This is a genomic window from Streptomyces taklimakanensis (assembly GCF_009709575.1).
Lineage (GTDB): Bacteria > Actinomycetota > Actinomycetes > Streptomycetales > Streptomycetaceae > Streptomyces > Streptomyces taklimakanensis.
In genome coordinates, this window is sequence record NZ_WIXO01000001.1 from 307161 (window position 1) to 331609 (window position 24449).

A 24449-nucleotide genomic window follows, 5' to 3' on the forward strand; every position below is an offset into this window, starting at 1 on the left:
GTGCCCGAGGGGAGGCACCCCGCCCGGAAGCCCCGGGCGGGGTGCCGTGGTGGGGTCGCGGACAGTACGGGCGTAGGGTCGTTGGATGGCGAAGTACTTCGACGTGCACCCCGAGAACCCCCAACGGCGCGCCATCGGCAACGTGGTGGAGGACATCCGATCCGGTGCGCTCGTCGCGTACCCGACGGACTCCTGCTTCGCGTTGGGGTGTCGGCTGGGCAACCGTGACGGCATCGACCGGATCCGGTCGATCCGGCACCTGGACGACCGCCACCACTTCACCCTCGTGTGCCGGACCTTCGCGCAACTGAGCCGGTTCGTACGCCTCGACAACGATGTGTTCCGTGCGATCAAGGCGGCGACGCCCGGGAGCTACACCTTCATCCTCCCCGCGACGAAGGAGGTGCCGCGCCGACTGATGCACCCGAAGAAGAAGACGGTCGGAGTCCGGATCCCCGACCACGTCGTCACCCGGGCCCTGCTCGACGAGCTCGGCGAGCCGCTGCTCTCCAGCACCCTGCTCCTGCCCGGCGAGGACGAGCCGATGACCCAGGGATGGGAGATCAAGGAGCGGCTGGACCACGTGGTGGACGCCGTGGTGGACTCGGGCGACTGCGGCACCGAGCCGACCACGGTCGTCGACTTCTCCGGTGGCGAAGCGGAGATCGTACGCCGCGGAGCGGGGGACACCGCGCGGTTCGAGTAGCCGCGCCGGCCCGGCGGCGCCCGGTGCGCCGCCGGGTCAGTGGCCGGCGTGGCCGGAGCCGTCGTGGTGCCCGTCCTGCGGCGGACGGATGGAGGCGCCCGGCACCGTGCCGGAGAACTGCCCGGCCGCCCCCTTCCGGGGGCCCTGGGGCCAGACGAGGACCTGGTACCCGACGGCCACCATGTCCGGCACGGCCCAGGCGCTCTCCTCCGTCACGCTCCGCCCCGGCGCGAGTTCACCGGTGAGGGCACCGTCGTCGTCGACTTTCCTGGCCATGCCGCCCACCTTGACGCCGACCCACTGCAGCTCCACCTCGTCCAGGTCGACGGGGGCGTCACCGGTGTTGGTCAGCTCCACCCGTAACCCCATCGGCTCGCTGCGCCCGCCCGGCAGTCCCTCACGCGCCCGGGTCAGCCGTGCCTCGTCCACCACACCGGCTTCGAGGTCCGTCCGGTCCGCCGGGCGCAGCCGTCCCAGCACGGTCGCCGTCGCCTCCAGGCCGTCGGGCCAGGCGAAGACCTCTCCCACCGCCACCGGCGTCGGCCCGGACGGTTCGGCTCCACCGGAGGCGAGGGAGCCGGAGGGGGTCGGCGGAGCGGTCTCACCACTCGTACTGCACCCGGCCAGCGGCAGGACGCACAAGGAGACCACAGCCGCCACGAGCACGGTTCGACGCATCGACAACACTCCCACAGACGACCCCGTGGACACGGCGAAGCCGACGCTAACCGCCCCGGGCGGCCCTGTACAGACTCCCCGGCGGCTCCCCGCCCGGGGCGGGGAGCGGGCGCCCGTGCGCTCGGCGGTGTTCGGCTCAGGCTCCGCCCGGCCCGCCGGGGGCTCCCGGGGCGACGTTCCCCCGCTGTTCCTCCGTCAGCGCGTCGGCCGCCGTGGCGTGGAGCGGCAGGAGATCCACCAGGCGGGTGAGTTCCATGACGCGTCTGACCTCCGGTTGGAGTCCCACGAGAGCCAGGCGCCGGCCGTCCTCCTCGCGGTGCCGGAAGACCTCCACGAAGGCTCCCAGGGCACTGGAGTCGCAGAAGGCCACATGGGACAGGTCGAGGATCACCAGGGGGAAGCCCTCCACCTCCTCCGACATCAGGTGCCCCAGCAACTGCGGCGAGGTGTGGTAGTCGACGGGCCCCTCGACGGTGACGACGATGTGCCCGTCACCGGTGCGGGACCCGATGGTCAGGGTGGGGCCGCTGGGAGGCATACCGAGGCCGTTCGGAGCGGGAGTGCCTGCGGACTCGTACGGCTGGGAGGTCGGCGGTCGGTTCATGCGCGGCTGTCCGTTCTCCGTTCCGGGGGCGCTGCCGTCGGATCTTCTGCTCTCTCCCGGGCGGGTCGGCCCGGTGGCGTCGGTCCTGCCGTGACCTCCGCCCACACCACCTTGCCCCCTTCGACACGGCGGGTCCCCCAGCGCGTCGCGATGGCGTCGATCAGGAAGATCCCCCGATGTCCGAAGTCCTGGGGCGCGGACCTCATCAGCCGGGGCTCCTCGGGACTGCTGTCCGTGACCTCGAGCATGATCCTGTCCTCGGTCCGCCGCACTTCCATGCGCAGCGGCGTCCTGGCGTGGCGAACGGCATTGGCCACCATCTCGTCCGCTATGAGCATCATGTCGGTCGCCAGGTGGCCGAGGTCCCACGCGTGCATGGTGTCGGCCACGAGCCGGCGCGCGTCCGGAACCGCGTCGGAGACCGGAGGGTAGTCGCGGACCACCGTGTCCTCGTCCCGCCCGGTGCCGGTGGGGCGCTGGACGTAGAGCATGGCGATGTCGTCGTCGTGCCGGCCGCCGGCCGTCAGGATGTCCAGCCAGGAGTCGCAGTCGGCCTCGATCTCCCCGGCCGACTCGGCCAGGAGTTCCCGCAGGTGCCGCATGCCCGTGTCGATCGGGCGCCCCCGGCGTTCGATGAGGCCGTCGGTGTACAGCAGCAGACGGGCACCGGGTGGGAAGGGGGTCTCCCACTCCGGGTACTCCTGCCTGCCGACCCCCAGGGGCGGGCCGATCCCGTCGTCCAGGAAGCTGACCCGGCCGTCCGGGTCGCGCAGGGCCGGTGGCAGATGGCCGGCGACGGCCAGGCGCAGTCGGTCGCGATCCGCGTCCAGCACCCCGTAGGCGCAGGTGGCGATGCGTCCGGGAGCGATGTCGTCCACCAGGACGCTGAGCCGCTCCAGCACCTCACCGGGGGAGAGCCCGAGCAGGGCGTAGGCGCGGCAGGCGGTGCGGATCTGTCCCATGACGGCCGCGGCCCGCACCCCTTTGCCCATGACGTCCCCGACGGCCAGGACGGCTCTTCCGTCGGGCAGGGGGATGAGGTCGATCCAGTCGCCGCCGGCGTCCGTTCCATGGCCGGCGGGCCGGTAGCGCGAGGTGCTCACGATGCCGTCGACCCGGGGCAGGGCGGGCAGCAGGTGGCGCTGGAGTTCCATCGCGGTGTTGCGCTCCTGCCGGTACATCCGAGCGTTCTGCAGCGCCACGGCGGTCTGCGCGGCCACGCCGGTGGCCAGTCGTTCGTGCCGCTCGGTGAACACGCCCGGCTCGGGGTGGCCGAAGAAGAAGCCACCCAGGACCTCGCCTCGGGAGACCACCGGAACGGCCAGGTAGCTGCGGACGGGCAGGTGTCCCTCCGGCATTCCCCGGTGCGGCTCGTTGTGGCCGTAGCGGGGGTCCGCGGTGATGTCGTCGGAGCGCAGGACGCCCAGGCCGCGGAAGGTCGTCTCGAAGACCCGCGTGTTGCGCGGCATGGGGAACCGGTCGAAGGCGGACCGGTCCACGCCGGAGATCACGTACAGCAGGTAGGACTCGCCCGTCTCGCCCAGCACGTTGTAGAAGAAGGCCCCGAAGGCGGCCCCGGTCAGTCGGGTGGCGGCATCGGAGGCGTGCTGCACCAGGGCGTCGAGGTCCAACTCCGCCGCCAGGGCGTTCCCGACCTCCTGCAGGGATTCGACGATCGCCGCCTCGCCCCGCAACTGCTCCTCGCGCCGCTGCAGCTCCCGCTGCGACCGGCGCAGCTCCCTGGTGGCGGAGCTGAGCTCCGCCACCAGGGACTCCAGGTGGGTCGCCTGCTGCTGGACGGACTCCTCCAGTGCTTTGAGCATGGCCTCCGCGGCGACCGCGCGCTCGTGCACCGTCTGCTCCGCGGCCCCGGCCGACGGCGCGCCGCCGAAGGGCAGGAGGGCCGTCCGGGTACTGACGGCGACCGTGCGGAACAGTTCGGCGGTCCGCGCGGGAAGCGGGACGCGGGAGAAGAGGACGACGGCGAAGAGCTCGCCGTCCGGCAGCGGTCCGCCGAACGCCAGGACGGACCGGACGCCGTACTCCTCGACGAACTCCTCGCCCCACAGTTCGCGCGTGTGGGCGCCGTCGGCGACGTGGAGGACCTCGAAGCGGGAGGAGGGCGGCAACACGCCGTCGGAGGCGGTGTCGGGGGTGGCGTCGGGGGTGGCGTCGGGGGCGGGAGCGGCGTCGGCACCGGTGCCGATGAGATCGACGAGCCGGGAGAGCAGCGGAACCCGTCGAGCGGCCTCTCGGGACGGCACTGGCAGGACGAACCGTTCGGAACCGGTGGTCGGGTCCCTCCACCGGGGGTACGAACCGCAGGCCGCGGCCAGGGTGAGACAGCGCGCGCCCGACGGAGGAGGGGTGGCGGCCGGCGGGGCGGGGGCCACCGCGCGGTCCTCGGGCGAGAGGGCGTTCCAGCGCCGTGTCACGAACAGCCTCACCAGGGAGCAGGCCCGACGGCCCTGCCCGTCGGTCATGCTGTCGTACAGGAAGTCGACGACGGCCTGCGCCGCCTCCTCCCACGACCTGGCGCCCCGAGGGGCTTTCCGAAGTTCCGCACCACAGCGCACCATCTCGCTGAGGCTGAAGGCCGACAGGTCGAACCCGACATCCCCCACTGTGCCACTTCCTGACAGGCGATCGCGACGAGAACCCTGGACGCCCGGGTCCACTCTCCATGGAACGTCCACGGCCGTGGCCTTGTGCCCGGCTCCTCGCCTCTTCACACCTCCGACGTGCGATCTTTCCGCCCCCTTCTTCGGCGGCCCGCCACGACCGGCCCCCGCCCGGGGCTCCCGGGCCCGCGCCCGCGGCCGGCCGCGGCGTCTCACCAGGCGGGACGCGCGGTGCCCGGGTCGGGATCAGGGGGCGGAGACGGGGACGAGACGGAAGGTCTGCGCCGGACCCCCGTGGCAGGCCCACTGCTGGAGACCGGCGCCGTCCGCGGTGGACGCGTCCGTCACGTCCAGGCACTTGCCGCTGTGGCGGGCGACGAAGGCGTGGGTGCCGTCGCCGCGGTCGACCGGTCGCCACTGCTGGTTGGCGCCACCGCCCCAGGTCCACAGGTGGACCCGGGCGCCGTCGGCCGTCGCGCCGGTCCCGCCGTCGACGTCCCAGACCAGGGCGGTTCCGCCGCGGCCGACGACGCGGTGGTGGCCGCCGTCGGTGGGCCGAAACCGCCACAGTTGGTTGTCGTTGCCCGCGTGGCACGCCCACTGCTGGAGTACGGTGCCGTCCGAGGTGCCGCCGTCGGTGGTGTCCAGGCACTTGCCGCTGCCGGTGTTCACCACCCGGTACCACGTGGAGGTGTCGATGCCGGTGCCGGTGGCCGGGTCCGCCCAGGTGAAGGTGGCCACGGCGCCGGCCGGCAGGCTGTGGGAGAGGGAGCGTCCGGCGTCGGTGATCGAGAAGGTCCGGGCGGAACTCGCGGTGTTCACCACGTAGGCGGCCCGTGAGCCGTCGGGGTTGCGGAAGACGACGTTCTGCACACCGCCCGGTCCCTGCCCGGTGGAGTCGACGCGGACGGCTCCGGGCTCGACGAACTTCGTGAGGTGGCCGAGGACGTAGTACTCGGCGCCCCGGGTCACGCGGTCGCCGGCGATCTCCACCACTCCGTTGCACCGGGTGCCGCAGTGTCCCTGGTGCGGGCCGCCGTTCTCGTCGAGGGCGAGGTTCCAGGTGACGACGGTCTCCCCGCCGTTGCGCATGTTGCGGACGACGAGGTTCTCCGCGTGCCACCGGAGGGTGTCGGCGAAGGTGCGGCCGACGGGGTCGGAGTCGGTGCCGGAGCACTCGGTGAAGAACACCCGTTCACCGGCCTGGCGGATCCGTGACTGGGCCTCGGGGCTGCCGCCGTAGCAGTGGAAGGCGGCGCCGATGACCCGGTCGATGTCGCGGGTGGCGTCGAGGACCTCCAACGGGTAGTCGGGGCGGTCCCAGTTGTGGTCGTGGGCGAGCACGTTGGTGGGCAGGCCCGCGGCGGTCAGGGTGCGGTCGAGCACCCGGAGGAACGCGGCCTGCTCGGCCGCGGTCATGCTCATGGACGGGTAGTCGGTGGCGAACAGGGGCTCGTTCTGCACCGTCAGGTCGGTGAGGGTGATGCCCTGGGCCTCGTAGGCCCTGATCGCCTTGACCAGGTAGTCGGCGTAGTCCTGACGGTGCTCGGCCTTCAGGCTGCCGCCGTCGAGGGAGGCCGGCTCCTTCATCCACGCGGGCGGCGACCAGGGGCTGCCCATGAAGCGGATGTCCGGGTTGACGGAGACGGCCTGCCTCAGGACCGGCATGATCTCCGGCATGTCGCGGTCGATGCCGAAGTCCCCGCGTGTGTCCTCGTAGGTGGAGTGGTCGGCGTCGGCGTCGAAGTCGGTGCTGCCGAGCGGTTGGCGCAGGTAGTTGAGGCCGATGCCGTTCTCCTCGGAGAACAGCGACTCCATCAGGGCGTCCCGCTCGCCCCGGGGCAGCCGGCGGATCAGGTGCGCGGAGGCCTCCGTCACGGAGGCGCCGGCGCCGGTGAACCGCTGTGCGGTGCCGTCGGCGTCGACGCGGATGTCGACGGCCTCCGGCCGCGCGGTGAAGGGCACCGTGCCGTGGTCGGCGAGTCTGCTGCCTCCGTCGGGGGTGGTGACCCACACGCGTGCGACGGGGTCGGCCGCCCGCGCGGTGTCGGCGGTGGTGGCCGCCAGGCCGGTGCCGGCGAGCAGCAGGGCTCCGAACGCGGCCGCGACGCTTCGGCGGACGGAGCTTCTCCGGCTCGGTCCGGCGGTGTCGGGTGGGATGGTGGGGGGCATCCGTGCGTCTCCTTCTCCGTCGGCTTCTCTTCTTCTCGCGGTGCTCCGCCTCTTTCCGCGGCGCGGTGGGGCGTGGGGGCGTGGGGGTGTGGGGGTGTGGGGCGCGGGCCCCCGACGGCCGTGTCAGTCGGTCGGTCGGTGGGCGCCCCCGAGGTCGACGTCGACGGAGAGCCGCAGGTCGCGGCTGGACCGTCCGACGCGCAGCCGGTACCGGCCGGGCGGTGTCCACCAGCGGTCGCCGTCGGAGTCCCGGACGCGGAGGGCGCGTTCGGGCACGTCCACGACGGCGCGGGCGCGGGCGCCGGCCGCGACCCGGACGGCGGCGAAACCGGCGAGCGTGCGCGCGGGGCGCGACGGGTCGTCCGAAGGCGCCTCCAGATAGACCTGGACGACCTCCCTCCCCTCGCGGGGGCCGGTGTTGGACAGCTCCACGGTCACCCGGACGCCTCCCGACCCGTCCGGGGACGCGGGGACGGCGGTGACGGACTCGTAGGCCCAGGTGGTCCAGCCCAGGCCGTGTCCGAAGGGGAAGGCGGGTGTCCTTCCGGCCCGGTCCCAGGCGCGGTGTCCGATGTGGACGCCCTCGTGGTAGGTCACGATCCCGTCGACCGGCAGGGCGTTCGGCACCGGTACGTCCTCGGCGCGGGCGGGCAGGGTCCACGGGAGGCGGCCGGCGGGTTCGGTACGGCCCAGCAGCACGTCGGCCAGCGCGTGTCCCGCCTCCTGTCCGGGCAGCCAGGCCCACAGCAGCGCGGGCACCTCGCGGGCCCAGGGCAGCAGGACGGGCGCGCCCGCGTTGACCACCGCGACGGTCCGGGGGTTGACGGCTGCCACTCGGCGCACCAGTTCGTCCTGCCGGCCCGGGAGTCGGAGGCCGGCGCGGTCCCAGCCCTCGGACTCGACCTCCTCGTTGGTGCCCACCACGACGACGGCGACGTCGGCCCGTCGGGCCGCGGCGACCGCCTCGGCGATCTCCTCCTCGGGGCCGTGTCCGGGCGGCCGGTGGCGCAGGTGGGCGGTGACGAAGCGGCCGTATCCGTCGGCGTCCACGACGGTGAGGTCGACGGTCACCTCGACGCGGCGCGGTCCGGGCCCGTCGACCGGGAGGTCGACGTCGTGCGTGCGGGGGTGGTGGTGGCTGGAGTCCAGGACCAGGCCGACACCGCGGTCGTCGTCCCCGTGGAACACCGCCTCGCCGTCCACCTCCACCCGGAACCGGCCCACGCACCCGAACTCCAGGCGGTGCGTGCCGGGTTCGGTCAGGGTGACCACGGTGCGCAGCACCACCCGGTGGGTGCCGGGCGGGAAGTCCCCGTAGCCGCCCCAGTCCCCGGTGGTGCGCACCTCGCCGCCGAGTCGCCGTCCGGAGGCGTCCAGGTGGTCCGCTCGGACGCCCGGCCCGCCGCCGTCGGGATCGGTGAGCAGGGCGGCCGGGGCGAAGGGCGCGTGGCGGTGGGAGTCACCGCCACGGTGCACGGTGAGCCGTACGTGCCCGGGCAGGGCGGCACGCAGTCCGTCGGCGAAGGCGACCGTGCGCGCGGCCGGGACGAAGGCGCTTCCGCCGCCCTGGAGGTGGGGGGCGACCGCGTTCGGTCCGATCAGCGCGACCTCGGCGAGGCCGGCCGGGTCCAGCGGCAGCAGTCCGGGGGCGTCGCGCAGCAGGACGGTGCCGTGTGCGGCGGTCTCCCGCAGCAGGGCGAACTCCTCCTCGCTCGGCGTCCCGGACGGTTCGGGGCCGCGCCCGTGGGCCGGGGGCGGCGGTGGGGGAGCGCCGACCTCCCACGGATCGCCGAGCCGCCCGGTGTTCCGTGCCAGCCGCAGCAGCCGCAGCACCTTGTCGTCCACGAGTTCCTCGGGGACCTCGCCCGTCCGTACCGCCGCCACGAGCGCCGCCCCCCACGGACCGTCGGGGCCCGGCATGACCAGGTCGAGACCGCCGAGGGCGGAGGCGGTGGTGGAGCGGGTCGCGGCCCAGTCGCTGACCACGGGGCCGTCGAATCCCCACTCCTCCTTCAGGACCCCGCGCACCAGCCGCCGGTGCTCGCCCATCGGCGCCGACTCCGTCCCGTCGTCCACGCCCGAGTAGGCCGTCATGACGCTCCAGGGTCCGGCCTCGTGGACGACCTGTTCGAACGGGGCCAGGTAGACCTCGCGCAGGGGGCGCTCGTCGATCCTGGCGCGGTAGCGGGTGCGGTCGGTCTCGGAGTCGTTGGCCACGTAGTGCTTGAGGCAGGCGGCCACGCCGGCGCCCTGGAGGCCGCGGACGACGGCGGCGGCCAGGGTCCCGGTGAGCAGGGGGTCCTCCGAGAAGTACTCGAAGTGCCGGCCGGCCACCGGGGTGCGCTGGAGGTTCGCCAGTGGGGCCAGCACCACGTGGACCCCCTTGCGGCGGGCCTCGGCGGCGAAGAGCCTCCCCAGCCGTTCGGCCCGGTCGGGGTCCCAGGTCGCGGCCACGGCGCTGGGGGCCGGGGCGAGGAGGCCGGTGGCGGCGGGGTCCTCGCCGGTGCCGCGCACGCCCTGGGGGCCGTCGGACATCACGATCGGGTGCAGTCCGAGGCGGGGTTCGTCGGGCAGGGTCCACAGGGTCGCCCCGGTCAGCAGCCGGACCTTGGACTCCAGGTCCAGCCTCCGGATCCGGTGGCGGAGTTCGACGTCGTCCGGTGGTGTCCCCTCGCCCCGGGGGGCGGTCGGGGGGTCCTGTACCGGAACGTCGGGTGGCGACAGCGGAGACATGCGCGTCCTTCCGGCCACGGATGTGGCGCGAGGCAGGCGGAACGGAAGCATGAAAGCACACTTACTAAGCACTCAGTAAGTGGTCGGGCGCCTCTTTCCCCACCGGCGCCGGACAGCCGACGGCCACCGTTTCCCCGGCCCGTACACTGCACCGGGTGAGCGCGAAGAAGGCGGGCGGAGCGGGCCGACCCCGCGTCCCCAGGAGCCCTGAGGCCCGACGGCGGCGGGAGGAGGTCCTGGAGACCGCGATGGACACCTTCGCGGCCCGCGGCTACCACAACGCCTCGCTCGCCGAGATCGCCGACCGCGCCGGCATGACCCAGGCCGGCGTACTGCACTACTTCCGCTCCAAGGCGCTGCTGCTCACCAGCGTCCTGGAACTGCGCGACCGAACCGACATCGCACGGCAGGGCCCCGAGCGCCCGCGCGGCCTGGCCTTCCTGCGCCACCTGGTCGACACCGCGCGCCGCAACGCCGAACGCGAGGGCATCGTGCGCCTGTACGCCGTGCTGTCGGCGGAGAGCGTCACCGACGACCATCCCGCCCAGGAGTACTTCCGCGACCGCTACGAGGGCCTGCGCGCCATGGTCGCGGAAGCGCTGCGGGAGGCGCTCGACCTCGGCGAGGCACGGGACGACCTGGACGTCGAGGAATCGGCCAACGCGATCATCGCCGTCATGGACGGCCTGCAGGTCCAGTGGCTGCTCTCGCCGGGGTCCGTGGACATGGCCGCCTCGACCGACCGGGTCGTCTCGGCGCTGTTGGCCGACCTGGCGCGCGAGCGCCCCTGAGGGGCCGGGTGCGCGGTCGACGGGGACGCGCGCGGGCGGCGACGGCCGCGCCCGGTGGGACGGACGGTCGGTTCCCGCCGCCCGTCCCACCGAACCGCCGTCAGTGGCCGCGGGCGATCCACTCCTCCAGGTGGGGTGCCTCGGCCCCGATGGTGGTGCTCTCACCGTGGCCGGTGCGCACCACGGTCTCGGGCGGGAGGGTGAGCAGCCTGCTCCGGATGGACTCGACGATGGTCGGGAAGTCGGAGAAGGAACGCCCCGTGGCGCCGGGCCCGCCGGCGAAGAGGGTGTCACCGGTGAAGACGGTGCCCAGGGCGGGGGCGTGGAGGCAGACCGCGCCGGGGGCGTGGCCGGGGGTGTGCAGCACGGTCAGTTCCACGCCGGCCACGGTGATCACCTGTCCGTCGGACAGCTCGCCGTCGGGGGCGCGGTCGGGGTGGGTCAGCTCCCACAGCGGCCGGTCGGCCGGGTGGAGCAGGACCGGTGCCCCGGTGGCCTCCGCCAGGGCGGGGGCGGCGCCGACGTGGTCGTCGTGGGCGTGGGTGCACACGATCGCGTTCAGCCGGCGGCCGCCGAGCGCCTCGGCGATGGCATCGGCGTCGTGGGCCGCGTCCAGGACGACCGCCTCGTTCTCGTCGCCGACGATCCAGACGTTGTTGTCCACCTCCCAGGTGCCGCCGTCCAGGGAGAAGGTGCCGGAGGTGGTCAGGTGGTCGATGCGGGCGGTGGTCATCGGAACACCACCACCGAACGCAGGACGTCCCCGGCGTGCATCTTCTCGAACGCCTCCTCCACACCGTCCAGTGCGATGGTCTCGGTGACGAAGGCGTCCAGGTCGAGACGGCCCTGCAGGTACAGGTCGATCAGCATCGGGAAGTCGCGGCTCGGCAGGCAGTCGCCGTACCAGCTCGACTTCAGCGCGCCGCCGCGGCCGAAGACGTCCAGCAGGGGCAGTTCCAGCTTCATCTCGGGGGTGGGTACGCCCACCAGGACCACGGTGCCCGCCAGGTCCCGGGCGTAGAACGCCTGCCGGTAGGTCTCCGGCACGCCCACCGCGTCGATGACGACGTCCGCGCCGAACCCGCCGGTCAGCTCCCGCACCGCCTCCACCGGTTCCCGCTCGCGGGAGTTGACGGTGTGGGTGGCGCCCAGCTTCCGCGCGACCTCCAGCTTGCGGTCGTCGATGTCGACGGCGATGACCCGGGAGGCCCCGGCCAGGTTGGCGCCCATCACCGACGCGCCGCCCACGCCGCCGCAGCCGATGACGGCCACCGTGTCACCGCGCCGGACGTTCCCGGTGTTCAGGGCCGCGCCGAGCCCGGCCATCACTCCGCAGCCCAACAGCCCGGCCACCGCCGGGGAGGCGGCGGGGTCCACCTTGGTGCACTGCCCGGCATGGACGAGGGTCTTCTCCGCGAACGCCCCGATGCCCAGGGCGGCGGACAGTTCGGTCCCGTCCTCCAACGTCATCTTCCGGCTCGCGTTGTGGGTGTCGAAGCAGTACCACGGCTTTCCGCGCCGGCAGGCACGGCACGTACCGCACACCGCGCGCCAGTTGAGGATCACGAAGTCGCCGGGCGCCACCTCCGTCACGCCCTCGCCGACCTCCTCCACCACGCCGGCGGCCTCGTGGCCCAGCAGGAACGGGAAGTCGTCCGAGACCCCGCCCTGCCGGTAGTGGTAGTCGGTGTGGCACACCCCGCACGCCTGCACCCGCACCACCGCCTCCCCCGGGCCCGGGTCCGGCACCACCACCGTCTCCACCGTGACCGGCTCGTTCTCCCCGCGGGCGACGACCGCCCTCACCCGGTGCGACATCTTCCGTACGTCCTCTCGTCCGCTGTTCGCTCCACGGGCGGAAAGGCGGGTTCCCGCCGTCCCGCACCGTCCTCCCAGACGTACCCGCAACGGGATCGGTTTCCCCGGACGTGGGAGATCGTCGGTGCGGCGCCGGATCGACGGCAGAACCGCCGGGGGTGCGCGCCCCGGGGAAACGCCTTTTCGCGGCTTCCCGGACCGTCGGACGAGTCGGAGACGTTGCCCCGCGACCGGTCGGTACGGGCGGTGCCTCCGCCGGAGGGCGCGGGACTCCTGGGGGCGGGCATCCACGAGGTGTCCGCCCCTGTTGTGCGCCCGCGCCGTCGACCGAGGCGAACACGCCCCGAACATCGGCACCGACTCTCCACGGAACCACCACCAGGGCCGCGCGGCCGGGGGCACTCCCCGGGCGGGCGGTCGGCGCGCGTGTGGGGGGGGGACGCGATGACGTGCGGCGGCGAGAAACCGCAGGTGGTCACCGGTGCGACCGGCCGACGCCGAGGCCGGCCACGATCTCCGCGGCGTCCGGCCGGCAAAGCGTCCACCACCGTCGCGGCGGTCCCCGCACACCTTTCCCGTACACCGCAACCCAGCGCTTCCGAGTGATCACCCTCTTCCTTCGAAAGGCCTTCGCCGGACAGCCCCCAGTATGGCGGCGTCGACCACACTGGCCGGCAACTCCCTTGTGGAGTATGGGACTTGGCCCGCCCTGCGCTTTTCGAGCCACAGCACCTCACCTCACGTTCCCAGGGATCGCGCGTGCCGGAACCTGCCGCCCCCAGCCCGAACCGAGCGCCCGCGGGACGCCTGCCCCTCGCGGCGTCCCTCGCCTGTCCGGGGGTGGTCGTGGCGGCCGGCCGAACGGGTGACGAGTCGTCCCGGCCCCCGGCCGGGTGTCCGCCGCTCCGGACGGGCGCACCGGAGGAACCCGCAGGAACCCGGAGGAACAAGGCCGCCGGCGCCGGGGTTGGTGCGAGGGCCGGACGGCGTGGGGTTCCCGACCGCGCCGAACCGGCGCGGGGCGGTGGTCGTCCCGCTCGACGGACCCGGAAGGACACACGATGAGGATCGGCATCATCGGCGCGGGCAACATCGGCGGCAACCTGACCCGGCGGCTGACCGCGCTCGGTCACGACGTGTCGGTGGCCAACTCCCGCGGACCCCACACCCTCACGGCGCTCGCCGAGGAGACCGGGGCCACCCCGGTCGCAGCGGCCGAGGCCGCACGCGGAGCGGAGGTCGTGGTGGTCTCCGTCCCGCTGAAGGCCGTGCCGGATCTGCCGTCCGGGCTGCTCGACGGAGCCGCCCCCGGCGTGGTCGTCATCGACACCGGCAACTACTACCCAAAGCAGCGCGACGGCCGGATCGACGCCATCGAGGACGAGGGGACGACCGAGAGCCGCTGGACCGAGCGGCAGATCGGCCACCCGGTCGTCAAGGCGTTCAACGGAACCTACGCGCAGGACATCCTCGACGGTCCGCGTCCCAAGGGGGACCCGGAGCGCATGGCGCTGCCGGTGGCCGGGGACGACGAGGCCGCCAAGCGACGCGTGCGGGACCTGATCGACGAACTCGGTTTCGACACCGTCGACGCCGGCGGCATCGACGACTCCTGGCGTCAGCAGCCCGGCACACCGGTGTACGGGCTGCGGGCCGGCGCCGAAGAGGTCGCCGAGGCCCTCGCGGCGGCCTCTCCCGAAAGGCCCGGGGACTTCCGCGCCTGAGAACCGCCCGCCCGGCACGCCGGCCGGGGCCGGTCGGTATGCCGGGCGGCGGGGCGCTCCCGGAGGGTCTCGGAGCCGGACCACCGTCACCCGAACGGCGGCACCCCGGTGGCCGCCCCCGCGGCGGGAGTCAACCGTGGCAGTCAGGTGACGGCACCTCCGTACCGACGACACGACACCGACGCGGGAGGTCCCCATGCGTCTTCGTACAGCCGCGGCCGCGTGCGCCCTGGCGGCGCTGACCGCGCTGCCACCGGCCGGAGCCGCCCTGGCCCAGACCGACCGGGGGTGCGCCGACTTCGACCTCAGGGAGGAGGCCCAGCGCTTCTTCGAGCAGCAGTCCGGCGACCCGTCCCGCCTGGACGCCGACGGCGACCGACAAGCCTGCGAGAACCTGCCGTCGGCCGGCGGGGGGACGTCCGGCCCCGACGGCACGCCCGGTCCCGGCGACACCTCCGGCACCCACCGGCCGGAGAGCACGCCCGGTCCCGACGGCACCGACGGCACCGACGGCGCGTCGGCCCCGTCGGGGGCCGTCGACGCGGGTGGCGGCGGGACCGCCGGCGATCCGGGCGACACGGCGCCCGCCCTCGCCCTGGCGGCCGGCCTCGGACTGGCCGCCGGTGGCGCGGTCCTCGTCCGCCGCCGGCGCGGGGCGTCCGGCCCCGAGGGGAAGGGGAGCTGACGTTCCCCGCGCCAGGGGCCGGCACCGGCGCCCACGGCACCGGTGGACCTCCCGGCACGGCGGCGACGTCCGTGCGGCCCTGCGGGCCGCCGGCGTCGTCACCGCCTGTTCACTGGCCCTGACCGCCCCCGGCGGCGGGGACGCCGCGACGTCCCGGACCGATGTCGGTCCGTCGTGGTGGGCGGAGACGGGCCGGGACCGGTCCACGTCCGCGCCGACTCGTCGGACGACCGGCGGCACGGGCCCGGTCGCCCCTTCCGGACGGCCGACCGAGGCGGCCGATCCGGTGCGCGTCCGCATCCCGGCCATCGGCGTGGCCGCCCCCGTCGAACCCCTGGGCCTCGACGGGGAGCGGGAGCTGGCGCCGCCGGGGAGCCCCTGGGCCACCGGTTGGTGGCGGGACGGCCCCGAGCCCGGCGAGCCCGGCCCCGCGGTCCTGGTCGGCCACTACGACTCCGGCACCGGCCCGGCCGTCTTCCACCGCCTCGCCGACCTCCGCCCCGGCGACCGGGTGGACGTCGACCGTGCCGACGGGTCGACGGTCTCGTTCACCGTGCGCCGCCTGACCGCCCACCCCCGGGACGACTTCCCCACCGAACGGGTCTACGGAGACACCGGGGGCCGGGCGGCCCTCCGGCTGATCACCTGCGGCGGCTCGTACGACCGCGCGGCGGGCCGCTACACCGAGAACCTGGTCGTCCTCGCGGAGGAGGCGACGGCGGCCCGGGGCCGCTGACCTCCGGGGCCGGAGGGGCCCTGACCACCGACGCCGCGCCGCCGCACGGTCGGCCGCGGCACGACGAAGGCGGCCGTTCCGACGGGAACGGCGGCCGGTACGGACGACGAGACGAAGGAGCACCCGGCCCATGACCACCCCGGACACGGGCGGCGCCCCCGCCGCCCCCGTTCCCCGTCGAAGCGCCCGGGCTTCCTCGGCGAACTGCGCGACGCCCTCAGTCTCCGGGGACTGCTGCTGATCGGTGGCGCGCTGTTGCTCCAACCGGCCTTCGTCCTGTCCTACATCGGCGCCTTCCACTCCCCCGCTCCGCACGAGATCCCGGTGGCCGTGGTCGCGCCGGGCGGTACCGCGGAGCGGGTGGTCGACGAGCTGGACTCCCCGGAGGGCGACCCGGTGAAGGCCCGGACCGCCGGGAGCGAGGCCGAGGCCCGCGCCATGATCATGGAACGGACCGTGGACGCGGCGGTCGTGGTGAACCCCCGGGGCACCACCGACACCCTGCTGGTCGCCTCGGCCGGCGGCCCGGCCGTCTCCTCCACCGCCGGTCGGCTCGCCGAGGACGTCGAGGCGTCCCGGGGGCGGGAGATCACCACCGAGGACATCCTCCCCCCTTCTGGCGCGCCGTCGGCGATCTCATTCCCACCGGCGCGGCCACCACGGCCGTCCGCAACACCGTGTACTTCTCGGGCAATGCCATCACCGGAGCGCTGTGGGTCCTGGTCCTGTACGCCGCGGTCGGCACCCTCGTCGCCCTCCTCGTCTCCGCCCGCGCACGGCACGGCGCGGGCGGCTCCCCCGCCGTCCGTCCCCCCGCGGACGCGTCCGCCCGACCGCCCGGCCCGAGGGCGGGGTGCCGGGGCTCGGTCGCGTCCCGGCCCCCGGGCGTTCGGGGTGACGCGAGGACCCGGCGCCGCGGGGGCACGGTGGGCGCGCGGCGTCGCGGAACGCCCGTTCCCCGGCCGGCGCGGGCCGGTCCCACCGGGGAGCGGCGCAAAAGGCACCCTTGAGGACACGTCGGACGCACTCCTACGGTCGGACCGGCGGGCACCGGCCCGCGTCCAGGGAGGAATCCGATGACCTCTGCCGCGTCCCCTTCCGTCCACCCCTATCCGTTCAACCGCTCCGAGGGACTGGCGTTGGACGACGCCTACCGCTCGGCCCAGCACCGTCCGGGCATGGTCCGCGTCCGGTTGCCGTTCGGCGAACCCGCCTGGCTGGCCACGCGTTACGAGGACGCGCGGCTGGTGCTGGGGGACCGTCGCTTCTCCACCGGGACGGCCCGTGAGCGGGACGCTCCACGGCTGCGGAAGTCCCGCATCGGCGGCGGCATCCTCCAGACGGACCCGCCCGAGCACACGCGGCTGCGCACGCTGGTGGCCAAGGCGTTCACCGCGCGCCGGGTGGAGGACCTGCGTCCGCGCATCCGCGCGCTGGCCGAGGACCTGGTGGACGGCATGGTCGCCGCCGGTCCGCCGGCCGACCTGGTGGAGGACTTCGCGCTGCCGCTGCCGGTCGGGGTGATCTGCGAGCTGCTGGGGGTCCCCGTGGAGGACCGCCCCCGCTTCCGCCGCTGGAGCGACGACCTGCTGTCCACCAGCGGACTGACCGAGCGGGAGTTCCAAAGGAGCTTCGAGGAGCTGCGCGCCTATCTGGCCGACCTGGTCGCGCAGCACCGCGCCCACCCCGCGGACGACCTGATGAGCGCCCTGATCGCGGCCCGTGACGAGCGGGACCGCCTCAACGAGACGGAGCTGATCGACCTGTGCGCGGCCGTCCTGGTCGCCGGGCACGAGACCACCGCCACCCAGATTCCGAACTTCGTCCTCGTGCTGCTGGAGCACCCGCGAGAACTGGCCGAACTGCGGGAGCGCGAGGAGCTGATCCCCGCGGCCGTGGAGGAGCTCATGCGGTACGTGCCGTTGGGCTCGGCCGGGTCCTTCGCCCGCTACGCCACCGAGGACGTACGGGTCGGGGAGGTGCTGGTGCGCGCGGGGGAGCCGGTCCTGGTCGCGATCGGCGCGGCCAACCGGGACGGTTCGCACTTCGAGGCACCCGACGAACTGCGTTTCGACCGTCCTCGGCAACACATCGGCTTCGGGCACGGCGTGCACCACTGCCTGGGCGCCCAACTGGCCCGGGCGGAGCTCCAGGAGGCGCTGCGCGTACTGCTGTTCCGCCTGCCGGGGCTGCGCCTGGCGGGGGATGTGGAGTGGAAGTCCCGCATGTTGGTCCGCGGACCGCGGACCATGCCGATCGGGTGGTGACGATGGACTGGCGCGTCGAAGTGGACCGACGGGTGTGCATCGGCTCGGGCATGTGCGCCGCCCTCGCCCCCGACCTGTTCGTCCTCGAAGGGGCGGCCGCGGAGGTGGTCCGTCCCGAGACCGGCCCCGAGGAGCGGGTGCTCGACGCCGCGGACTCGTGTCCGGTGCTGGCCATCCGGGTGTCCGGTCCCGAGGGGGTGGTCGGACCCCGCCCGTGACGGTGACGGTCCCGCCCGGGGGACGTCCGCCGCCCTCCGGCCCCCGAACGGTGCGGGGGGCCGAGGGCGGACCGCCCGGACGCCTCACACGGTGTGCCCCTGGGCCTCGAGCCACCGGTGGAGCGCGGCCTTGTCGGCGACGCTGATGTGGGTGGGACCGTCGGGGGAGGGTCCCTCGTCCCGGTTGAACCCGGTGTCGGTGACGCGGGCGGTGACCCAGTCGGCCAGCTCCCGCGCGGCCTCGGGCGACAGCCTGCCGCGCTGCCAGTCCTGCCGGGCCCGGGTGGCGGCGCGCTCGTCGTACCGCGCGGTCTCCTCCAACCAGACCGGCACCAACCGTGCGGCGACCCGTTCGTCCTCGGCGGTGGGGGGCGTGCGTGACGCATCGTTCATGCATGGATGTGTGACCGCCGGAGCGGGGGGCCATGCCCGACTCCCCCACACGCACGACGACCGGCCCGACCGGCCGTGTCGCCGACACCCCGAACGGCCCCCTCGGAGCCCCTGCCGAGCCGCCCGGCCGGAGACGGGCCCGGCCCGAAGCCCCGCGGCGAGCGGATCCGCCCCGACGGGCCCCGGGTAGGCTGACGCACGTGCTGCGGGCGACGACGGGCGGGCCGGACCCGACCCGACTCGACGAGGTGCGCCGCCACCTGTCGGCGGACGCGGAGGAGGCGGCCGGGACCACGGCCGGGGGCGGGGCGGCCGGTTGCCGCCTGCGGTTCGGCGGCGGAGCGACGGGCATCGAGCGTCTCGAGGCAGCGCTGGTGGGCGAGGCGTTCTCACCGCACCGGCACGACACCTACGCGATCGGCGTGACGCTCGCCGGGGTGCAGACCTTCCGCTACCGGGGGGAGAAGCGCCACTGTCTGCCGGGCGAGTGGCACGTCCTGCACCCGGACGAGCTCCACGACGGCGTGCCGGGCACCGAGGACGGTTTCGGCTACCGCATCTTCTACCTCGACCCGGCACTGGTGCAGGAGGCGCTCGGCGGGCGGTCGCTGCCCTTCGTGGCCGATCCGGTGGTCCGCGCCCGGGAGATGGACCCCGCCCTCGCCGAGTACCTCCAGGACATCGACGCCCCGCTCTGCGAGGTCGAGGCCGCCGAGATCACCTCGGCGATCGCCGAGGTGCTGCGGAGGCACTCCTCCGCTCCCTCCCGCCCACGGACACGGCTGGACCTCGACGCCGTGTGGCGCGTGCGGGAACTACTGTCCGACGACCCCACGGTCCGGCACCCGGCCGAACTGCTGGAGCACGTGTCCGGGCTCGACCGCTGGTCGGTGGCCCGGCAGTTCCGTGCCGCGTTCGGAACCAGCCCGACGCGGTTCCGCACGATGCGGCAGCTCGACCTCGCCCGACGGGCGATGCGGGAGGGTCGGTCCCCGGCCGAGGCGGCCGCGGTGGCCGGCTTCGCCGACCAGAGCCACCTGACGCGGATGTTCAAGCGCGCGTACGGGCTCACCCCCGCCGCCTGGGCGACGGCCGTCCGAGCGGGGATCAGCGGGCGCCGCGGGCCCGGATCGCCCTGACGACCGCGGCCATGTCCGCTCCGCCGTGCCCCGACTCGACGGTCTCGCCGTACAGGGTGAGACAGGCGTCCAACAGCGGCGAGGCCGCGCCCGCCTCCCGGGCCGCTTCCGCGATCAGGCGGTTGTTCTTCAGCACGTCGGTGGCCGCCGCCTGGACGGTGAAGTCCTCCTCCACCAGTTTGCGGGCCTTCACGCGCGAGACGGAGGAGGCCATCGGTCCCGCGTCCAGCACGTCGGCCAGCAGCCCGAGGTCGAGGCCGTGCCGCTCGGCGAAGGCGAACGCCTCCGCCAGGCCCGTGACCATCGTGATGAGGTACAGGTTGACCGCGAACTTCATCAGCAGCGCCCCGGGTACCGCCCCACAGTCGAAGGTCCCCCGACACATCGGTGCCAGGAGCGGACGCACCCGTTCGATGTCGGCGTCCCGGCCGGCGAGCATGGCCACGAGCTCTCCCGCCTCGGCCGGCCCGCGCGATCCGGAGACCGGCGCCTCGACGTAGGAGCCCCCGGCCGCGACGACGTCGTCGTGGAGCGCCTTCGAGTAGGCGGCGGCGACGGTGCCCATGTGGACGAGGACGCGGCCGGTGACACGACGTGCGAACTCGGCCGTGCCGCGCGCCAGGACCGCGTCGACGGCGACCTCGTCGGCGAGCATCAGCATCACCACGTCGGCCTCCTCGAACACGGCCGCGGGTTCGGCGGCCTCCTCGGCCCCGGCGGCCACCAGCGGCTCGCACCGTTCCCGGGTGCGGTTCCACACCACGGTGGGCACACCGGAACGGACCAGGTTGAGCGCCATGGGGCGCCCCATGACCCCGAGTCCGACGAAGCCCGCCTTCATCTCGTCCCACCTCCGAGCCGCACGTGCCGTGCCGTGCCGTGCCGTGTGATGCCGTGTCTGCCGTACCGGGCGGCGCCCCGGCCGCCTCCCGGCCCGTTTCTAGCCGCTGGGGGCGCGGAGGTCTTGAACGTCTGTGCCGCGCCACCGCTGCCGGCACACGCCGCACGGCGAACACGAGCCCGGTCCCCCGACTTCCGTCGGGGGACCGGGCTCGTGTCGCGGATGGCCCCTTACCGGTTGCCGCCGCTCTCGTGACCGCCCTTGCGACCCGCCTCGGCGGCACGCTCGGGGTCGTTGGCGAAGTTGCCGCCGCTCTCGTGACCGCCCTTGCTGCCGGCCTCCGCCGCGCGCTCGGGGTCGTTGGCGAAGTTGCCGCCGCTCTCGTGACCGCCCTTGCGACCCGCCTCGGCGGCGCGCTCACGGTCGTTGGCGAAGTTGCCGCCACTCTCGTGACCGCCCTTGCTGCCGGCCTCCGCCGCGCGCTCGGGGTCGTTGGCGAAGTTGCCCGGGTTGCCGGAGTTGTTGGACGCAGTCATGACTGCTCCTTTCACTCACGTCGTGCGGTGTCTTACGGAGAGGCGAGTGCCCGACACACAAGGGGCTATTCATCCTTTTCCGGAACAATTGACGTCAACCGCGTCGCAGGGCGTCCCCTGACGGCCCGTCGGCCGGTGTCGCCCACGACCGGCGTGCCCCGGTGCGCCTCAGCCGGGTTGGTCGCTGTCCTTCATGGAACCCCAGCCGTGCCAGCGCTCGACCTCGATCCAGGCGCTGACCCGGCGGCGGTCCCGCCGCGCGTAGTCCTTGCCGAGGTAGTGGCGGGAGAGCCGGTCGATGTCGGCCATCCCCTCGTCGTCACGGAACTCGACGACGCGGCCGACGAGACTCACGTGCGTGTACCAGTCGTCCTCGTCGAGCACGGTGAGGGTCACCCGTGGATCGTTGCGCATGTGCTCCAGACGTTTGCGTCCCTCGTCCATGTTGACCAGCACCCGGCCGTCGTCCCACAGGTACCAGGTGGCGGTGGACACCGGTTGGCCGTCGGATCGCACCGTCGTGATGACGGCCGGGTTGGCCTTCTTCACCATGGCGACCGCCGCTTCGGGAAGGGGTGGTTTCGACATCGTGGCCCTCCTCGGCGCATGTGTACTCGTCGCCCGGTCGGCGCGACGCCGCCCAGCTTCACACACCGCCCCCGCCGACGGCGGGAACGCAGCGCCGCCGGACGCCGGCGTGTGGGTGACGGAACGGCCGGAGGGACGCGTGCCCGCCCGCCCCGCTGGCGAACCGCGGTCCTCCCCGTCCCGCGCCCTCACACCCGCCGTCGGTGCACACGGGCCTCCCAGGGGGAGAGGGTGTACCGGCGTGCCAGGGGTCCGGTGACCGGCACGTTGGCGATCGGGACCTCGGTCCCCTCCCAGCCGTCGGGGAGGTCGACGGTGAGGTCGGCTCCGCTGATGTTGGCCAGGACGAGCAGTTCGGTTCCTGATGCCGTGTCGTGGCGGGTGAAGGCGTAGAGCTGCTCGTGGTCCGGGTGGAGCATGTGGAAGTCGCCGTGGGTGACGGCCGGTTCGGTGTGCCGTAGGTCGATGAGGCGGCGGTAGTGGTGGAAGACCGAATCCGGGTCGGCGAGCTGGTCCTCGGCGTTGATTTCGAGGTGGTTGGGATTGACCGGGATCCAGGGGGTGCCGGTGGTGAATCCCGCGTGGGGCGAGGCGTCCCACTGCACGGGGGTGCGGGCGTTGTCCCGTCCCATCGCCCGCAGGCCCGCCAGGACGCGCTCGGGATCGGCGCCGTCGGCGACCGCGTGGGCGTGGTGGTTGAGGGATTCGATGTCGCGGAAGTCGTCGACGGAGGCGAACGGGGCGTTGGTCATGCCCAACTCCTCGCCCTGGTAGACGTAGGGCGTGCCGCGGTGCAGGTGGAGGACGGTGGCCAGGGCCTTGGCCGAGCGGTCCCGGTGGGCGGGGCCGTCGTCGCCGAAGCGGGAGACGGCCCGCGGCTGGTCGTGGTTGCTCCAGTACAGACTGTTCCAGCCGACCTCCGCCAGCCCGGTCTGCCAGCGCCCCAGGGACGCCTTGAGATCGGTCAGCCGCAGCGGACGGGGGTCGAACTTCCCGCCGGGACCGTGGTCGAGGCCGACGTGTTCGAAGGTGAAGACCATGTCCACCTCCGCGCGGGCGGGGTCGGTGAACAGCCTCGCCTCGTCCACGGTGACTCCGGGCATCTCCCCGACGGTGAGCAGCCGGCGGGGGTGGCCGGCGAAGACCTCGCGGTGCATCTCGGCCAGGAACTCGTGGACGCGGGGGCCGCAGACGTAGTACGGAGAGCCGTCGCCGTAGCGACTTCCTTCGGGGACGTGGCCGTCGGGCAGGGCCGGGTCCTTGGAGATCAGGTTGACGACGTCCATGCGGAAGCCGTCCACGCCCCGGTCCAGCCACCAGCGCATCATCGCGTACACCGCCTGCCGGACCTTGGGGTTCTCCCAGTTGAGGTCGGGCTGTTTGCGGGAGAACAGGTGCAGGTAGTACTCGCCGCTGCCCTCGTCCCACTCCCAGGCCGGGCCCGAGAAGAACGATCCCCAGTTGTTGGGCTCGGCGCCGGGGGTTCCCGGTTCCATGCCGGCGCGGGCGGGGCGCCAGACGTACCAGTCGCGCATCGGGCCGTCCGCGCCGCCGTCGCGGGAGGCGGTGAACCAGGGGTGCTCGTCGGAGGTGTGGTTGACCACCAGGTCCATCACCAGCTTCATGCCGCGCTCGTGGACGGCGGCCAGCAGGCGGTCGAAGTCCTCCAGGGTGCCGTAGAGGGGGTCGATGCCGCAGTAGTCGCTGATGTCGTAGCCGTTGTCGTCGTGGGGGGAGGGGTAGACGGGCGAGAGCCACAGGACGTCGACGCCGAGCCGGGAGAGGTGGTCGAGGCGTTCGATGATGCCTTGCAGGTCACCGATGCCGTCCGCGTCGGAGTCGGCGAAGCTGCGCGGGTAGATCTGGTAGACGACGGCGGACTTCCACCACGGTTCGGAAGCGGTCATGTGACGGAGCCTCGCACGACTTCGAGGATCGCTCGACACCGGGCGGAGGCGTGCCCGGGCGGAGCGGGGCCGACGGCGACCGAGGGACGAGGACACGTCGAGCGCCGGCCCGTGGCCGTCGGACGGACGGCACGGCCCCGCGTCCGGTGTGTCGCCCGGCGGCCCTCTACACCTCCCCGGCGTACGGCGGTTCGGCTCCGGCGCGCGAGCAGGTGACCGCCGCGGCCCGGGCGGCGTACCCCAGGATCCCGGTCCACTCCCGCCGCCCCAACCGAGCCGGCGCCTCGGCCGACAGCAGATCGCGTTCGGACAACGCGTGCAGCAACGCCGCGTTCACCGTGTCACCGGCCCCGATCGTGTCCACGACCTCGGTCCTCTCCCCCGGCACGGAGAACTCGTCCCCGCCTCGGGTGAGGACCGTCATCCCGTTCGCGCCCCGGGTCACCACCACCGCGGCGGGGCCCGCGCCCGCCCACTCCCGCGGGTCGCCCCCGAGCCAGTCGGCGTCCTCCTCGCTCAGCTTCAGCAGCGTCACGTGCCGCAACCAGCCCTCGAACCGCCGGCGGTAGGCGGTCGCGTCCGGGATCAGTCCGGCCCGGATGTTGGGGTCGAGGGCGACGAACCTCCCCCGTTCCGCCTCCCGCCGCATCAGCTCCTCGTACGCGCTCGCGCCCGGCTCCAGCACCAGGGAACACGTGCCGAAGGACAGCGCCCGGGTCTCGGCGGGCAGGTCGGCGGGCGTCCGGAAGAGTCGGTCGGCGGTGCCCTCGACGTAGAAGCGGTACTCCGCCGAGCCGTCCGCGCCGACCGACGCGACGGCCAGGGTGGTGGGCTCCGGGCCGCGTTGGACCGGTCCGGTGTCCACCCCTTCCCGCCGCAGCCGCTCCACCAACGACTCGCCGAAGGCGTCGGTCGAGATCCGGGAGCAGAAGGCGACGTCGGCGCCGAGGCGTCCGAGCGCGACGGCCGTGTTGTACGGACCTCCGCCGCGCGCGGGCAGCAGCGGCGCCAGGGCGTCACCGCGGTTCCGCGGCACCAGGTCGATCAGGGCTTCGCCGGCGACGACGATCACGGTCGGGCGTTCCTTCCGGTGGAAGTGGGACGGGCCGGGGACGGGCTGCGGGAGACGGGGTGGGGCGGCCGTGCCGCGGCCCGGTCGCCGAGTGTCCGCTCCGTCCCGAAGAGGATGCCCGGAACGACGGGCGTAACCTTTCTGCCGCCCGGGCGTTGTCAAGGTATCGCGTGCACAACGATCCGTCCCCCCCACGGATGCGCGACACCGGGACCCGGAG

Annotated in this window: 21 protein-coding genes and 1 pseudogene; 8 read left to right on the top strand and 14 right to left on the bottom strand. The window is 73.9% G+C overall.

The window, feature by feature from the left end:
* The first annotated feature begins 85 nt into the window (after nt 1-85).
* On the top strand, nt 86-706 hold the full coding sequence (locus tag F0L17_RS01320) for an L-threonylcarbamoyladenylate synthase (protein WP_155069373.1): 621 nt from the start codon (nt 86-88) through the stop codon (nt 704-706).
* Nucleotides 707-742: 36 nt separating this feature from the next.
* On the opposite strand, the gene F0L17_RS01325 is transcribed toward F0L17_RS01320, so the two are convergent.
* From F0L17_RS01325 to F0L17_RS01345, 5 genes are all read right to left on the bottom strand, one after another.
* Nucleotides 743-1384 (bottom strand): hypothetical protein, encoded by a 642-nt coding sequence (locus F0L17_RS01325; protein ID WP_155069374.1) that lies wholly within the window; start codon nt 1382-1384, stop codon nt 743-745.
* 136 nt (nt 1385-1520) lie between these two features.
* A complete protein-coding gene (locus F0L17_RS01330) occupies nt 1521-1988 on the bottom strand; it encodes an STAS domain-containing protein (protein WP_155069375.1) in 468 nt (155 codons plus the stop codon).
* The gene (locus F0L17_RS01335; protein WP_155069376.1) at nt 1985-4612 is read right to left on the bottom strand and encodes a SpoIIE family protein phosphatase; all 2628 of its coding nucleotides are present in this window, start codon (nt 4610-4612) and stop codon (nt 1985-1987) included. Before F0L17_RS01335 ends, F0L17_RS01330 begins: the two co-directional genes overlap by 4 nt.
* A gap of 243 nt (nt 4613-4855) precedes the next feature.
* Nucleotides 4856-6781: an RICIN domain-containing protein gene (locus tag F0L17_RS01340; RefSeq protein ID WP_155069377.1), complete on the bottom strand. Its 1926-nt coding sequence runs from the start codon at nt 6779-6781 to the stop codon at nt 4856-4858.
* A 123-nt stretch (nt 6782-6904) separates the two neighbouring features.
* Nucleotides 6905-9514, bottom strand: coding sequence for a beta-glucosidase family protein (locus tag F0L17_RS01345; protein ID WP_155069378.1), 2610 nt, complete (start codon nt 9512-9514; stop codon nt 6905-6907).
* 248 nt (nt 9515-9762) lie between these two features.
* Here F0L17_RS01345 and F0L17_RS01350 point away from each other — a divergent pair, with 248 nt between their 5' ends.
* On the top strand, nt 9763-10305 hold the full coding sequence (locus F0L17_RS01350) for a TetR/AcrR family transcriptional regulator (protein ID WP_155072989.1): 543 nt from the start codon (nt 9763-9765) through the stop codon (nt 10303-10305).
* A 100-nt stretch (nt 10306-10405) separates the two neighbouring features.
* Here the strand turns inward: F0L17_RS01350 and F0L17_RS01355 are convergent, their stop codons facing one another.
* The gene (locus F0L17_RS01355; protein WP_155069379.1) at nt 10406-11038 is read right to left on the bottom strand and encodes an MBL fold metallo-hydrolase; all 633 of its coding nucleotides are present in this window, start codon (nt 11036-11038) and stop codon (nt 10406-10408) included.
* The gene (locus tag F0L17_RS01360; protein ID WP_155069380.1) at nt 11035-12123 is read right to left on the bottom strand and encodes an S-(hydroxymethyl)mycothiol dehydrogenase; all 1089 of its coding nucleotides are present in this window, start codon (nt 12121-12123) and stop codon (nt 11035-11037) included. The genes F0L17_RS01355 and F0L17_RS01360 overlap by 4 nt, the downstream gene beginning before the upstream one ends.
* An 893-nt stretch (nt 12124-13016) precedes the next feature.
* Here F0L17_RS01360 and F0L17_RS01365 point away from each other — a divergent pair.
* From F0L17_RS01365 to F0L17_RS01375, 3 genes are all read left to right on the top strand, one after another.
* Nucleotides 13017-13847 carry an NAD(P)-binding domain-containing protein gene (locus F0L17_RS01365; protein ID WP_162465642.1) on the top strand — a complete coding sequence of 277 codons (831 nt, stop codon included), beginning with the start codon at nt 13017-13019 and terminating at the stop codon, nt 13845-13847.
* 196 nt (nt 13848-14043) lie between these two features.
* On the top strand, nt 14044-14532 hold the full coding sequence (locus F0L17_RS01370) for a calcium-binding protein (protein ID WP_155069382.1): 489 nt from the start codon (nt 14044-14046) through the stop codon (nt 14530-14532).
* Nucleotides 14471-15268 carry a class F sortase gene (locus tag F0L17_RS01375; protein ID WP_338017909.1) on the top strand — a complete coding sequence of 266 codons (798 nt, stop codon included), beginning with the start codon at nt 14471-14473 and terminating at the stop codon, nt 15266-15268. Before F0L17_RS01370 ends, F0L17_RS01375 begins: the two co-directional genes overlap by 62 nt.
* 281 nt (nt 15269-15549) lie before the next feature.
* Here the strand turns inward: F0L17_RS01375 and F0L17_RS01380 are convergent, their stop codons facing one another.
* Nucleotides 15550-15873, bottom strand: coding sequence for a hypothetical protein (locus F0L17_RS01380; RefSeq protein ID WP_155069383.1), 324 nt, complete (start codon nt 15871-15873; stop codon nt 15550-15552).
* Between the two features lie 471 nt (nt 15874-16344).
* On the opposite strand from F0L17_RS01380, the gene F0L17_RS01385 reads away from it, so the two are divergent.
* Together F0L17_RS01385 and F0L17_RS01390 are read left to right on the top strand one after the other, a co-directional pair.
* Nucleotides 16345-17535, top strand: a complete 1191-nt coding sequence (locus F0L17_RS01385; RefSeq protein ID WP_155069384.1) for a cytochrome P450 — start codon at nt 16345-16347, stop codon at nt 17533-17535.
* Nucleotides 17536-17537: 2 nt separating this feature from the next.
* Complete coding sequence (locus tag F0L17_RS01390; protein WP_155072991.1) at nt 17538-17753, top strand: ferredoxin; 216 nt, start codon at nt 17538-17540, stop codon at nt 17751-17753.
* Between the two features lie 84 nt (nt 17754-17837).
* Here the strand turns inward: F0L17_RS01390 and F0L17_RS01395 are convergent, their stop codons facing one another.
* The gene (locus F0L17_RS01395; protein ID WP_155069385.1) at nt 17838-18146 is read right to left on the bottom strand and encodes a hypothetical protein; all 309 of its coding nucleotides are present in this window, start codon (nt 18144-18146) and stop codon (nt 17838-17840) included.
* A gap of 200 nt (nt 18147-18346) precedes the next feature.
* Between F0L17_RS01395 and F0L17_RS01400 the strand changes: the two genes are divergently transcribed.
* Complete coding sequence (locus F0L17_RS01400) at nt 18347-19285, top strand: AraC family ligand binding domain-containing protein (protein WP_202917825.1); 939 nt, start codon at nt 18347-18349, stop codon at nt 19283-19285.
* Here the strand turns inward: F0L17_RS01400 and F0L17_RS01405 are convergent.
* From F0L17_RS01405 to F0L17_RS01425, 5 genes and pseudogenes are all read right to left on the bottom strand, one after another.
* Nucleotides 19254-20174, bottom strand: a pseudogene (locus F0L17_RS01405) (NAD(P)-dependent oxidoreductase); the annotation flags it as partial. The gene F0L17_RS01400 and the pseudogene F0L17_RS01405 sit on opposite strands and share 32 nt — an antisense overlap.
* 182 nt (nt 20175-20356) lie before the next feature.
* Nucleotides 20357-20662 (bottom strand): con-10 family general stress protein, encoded by a 306-nt coding sequence (locus F0L17_RS28485; RefSeq protein WP_155069388.1) that lies wholly within the window; start codon nt 20660-20662, stop codon nt 20357-20359.
* A 168-nt stretch (nt 20663-20830) separates the two neighbouring features.
* Nucleotides 20831-21250 (bottom strand): PPOX class F420-dependent oxidoreductase, encoded by a 420-nt coding sequence (locus F0L17_RS01415; RefSeq protein WP_155069389.1) that lies wholly within the window; start codon nt 21248-21250, stop codon nt 20831-20833.
* Nucleotides 21251-21438: 188 nt separating this feature from the next.
* Nucleotides 21439-23157, bottom strand: coding sequence for a glycoside hydrolase family 13 protein (locus F0L17_RS01420; protein ID WP_155069390.1), 1719 nt, complete (start codon nt 23155-23157; stop codon nt 21439-21441).
* Nucleotides 23158-23323: 166 nt separating this feature from the next.
* Nucleotides 23324-24229, bottom strand: a complete 906-nt coding sequence (locus F0L17_RS01425; RefSeq protein WP_162465643.1) for a PfkB family carbohydrate kinase — start codon at nt 24227-24229, stop codon at nt 23324-23326.
* Between the last annotated feature and the right edge of the window lie 220 nt (nt 24230-24449).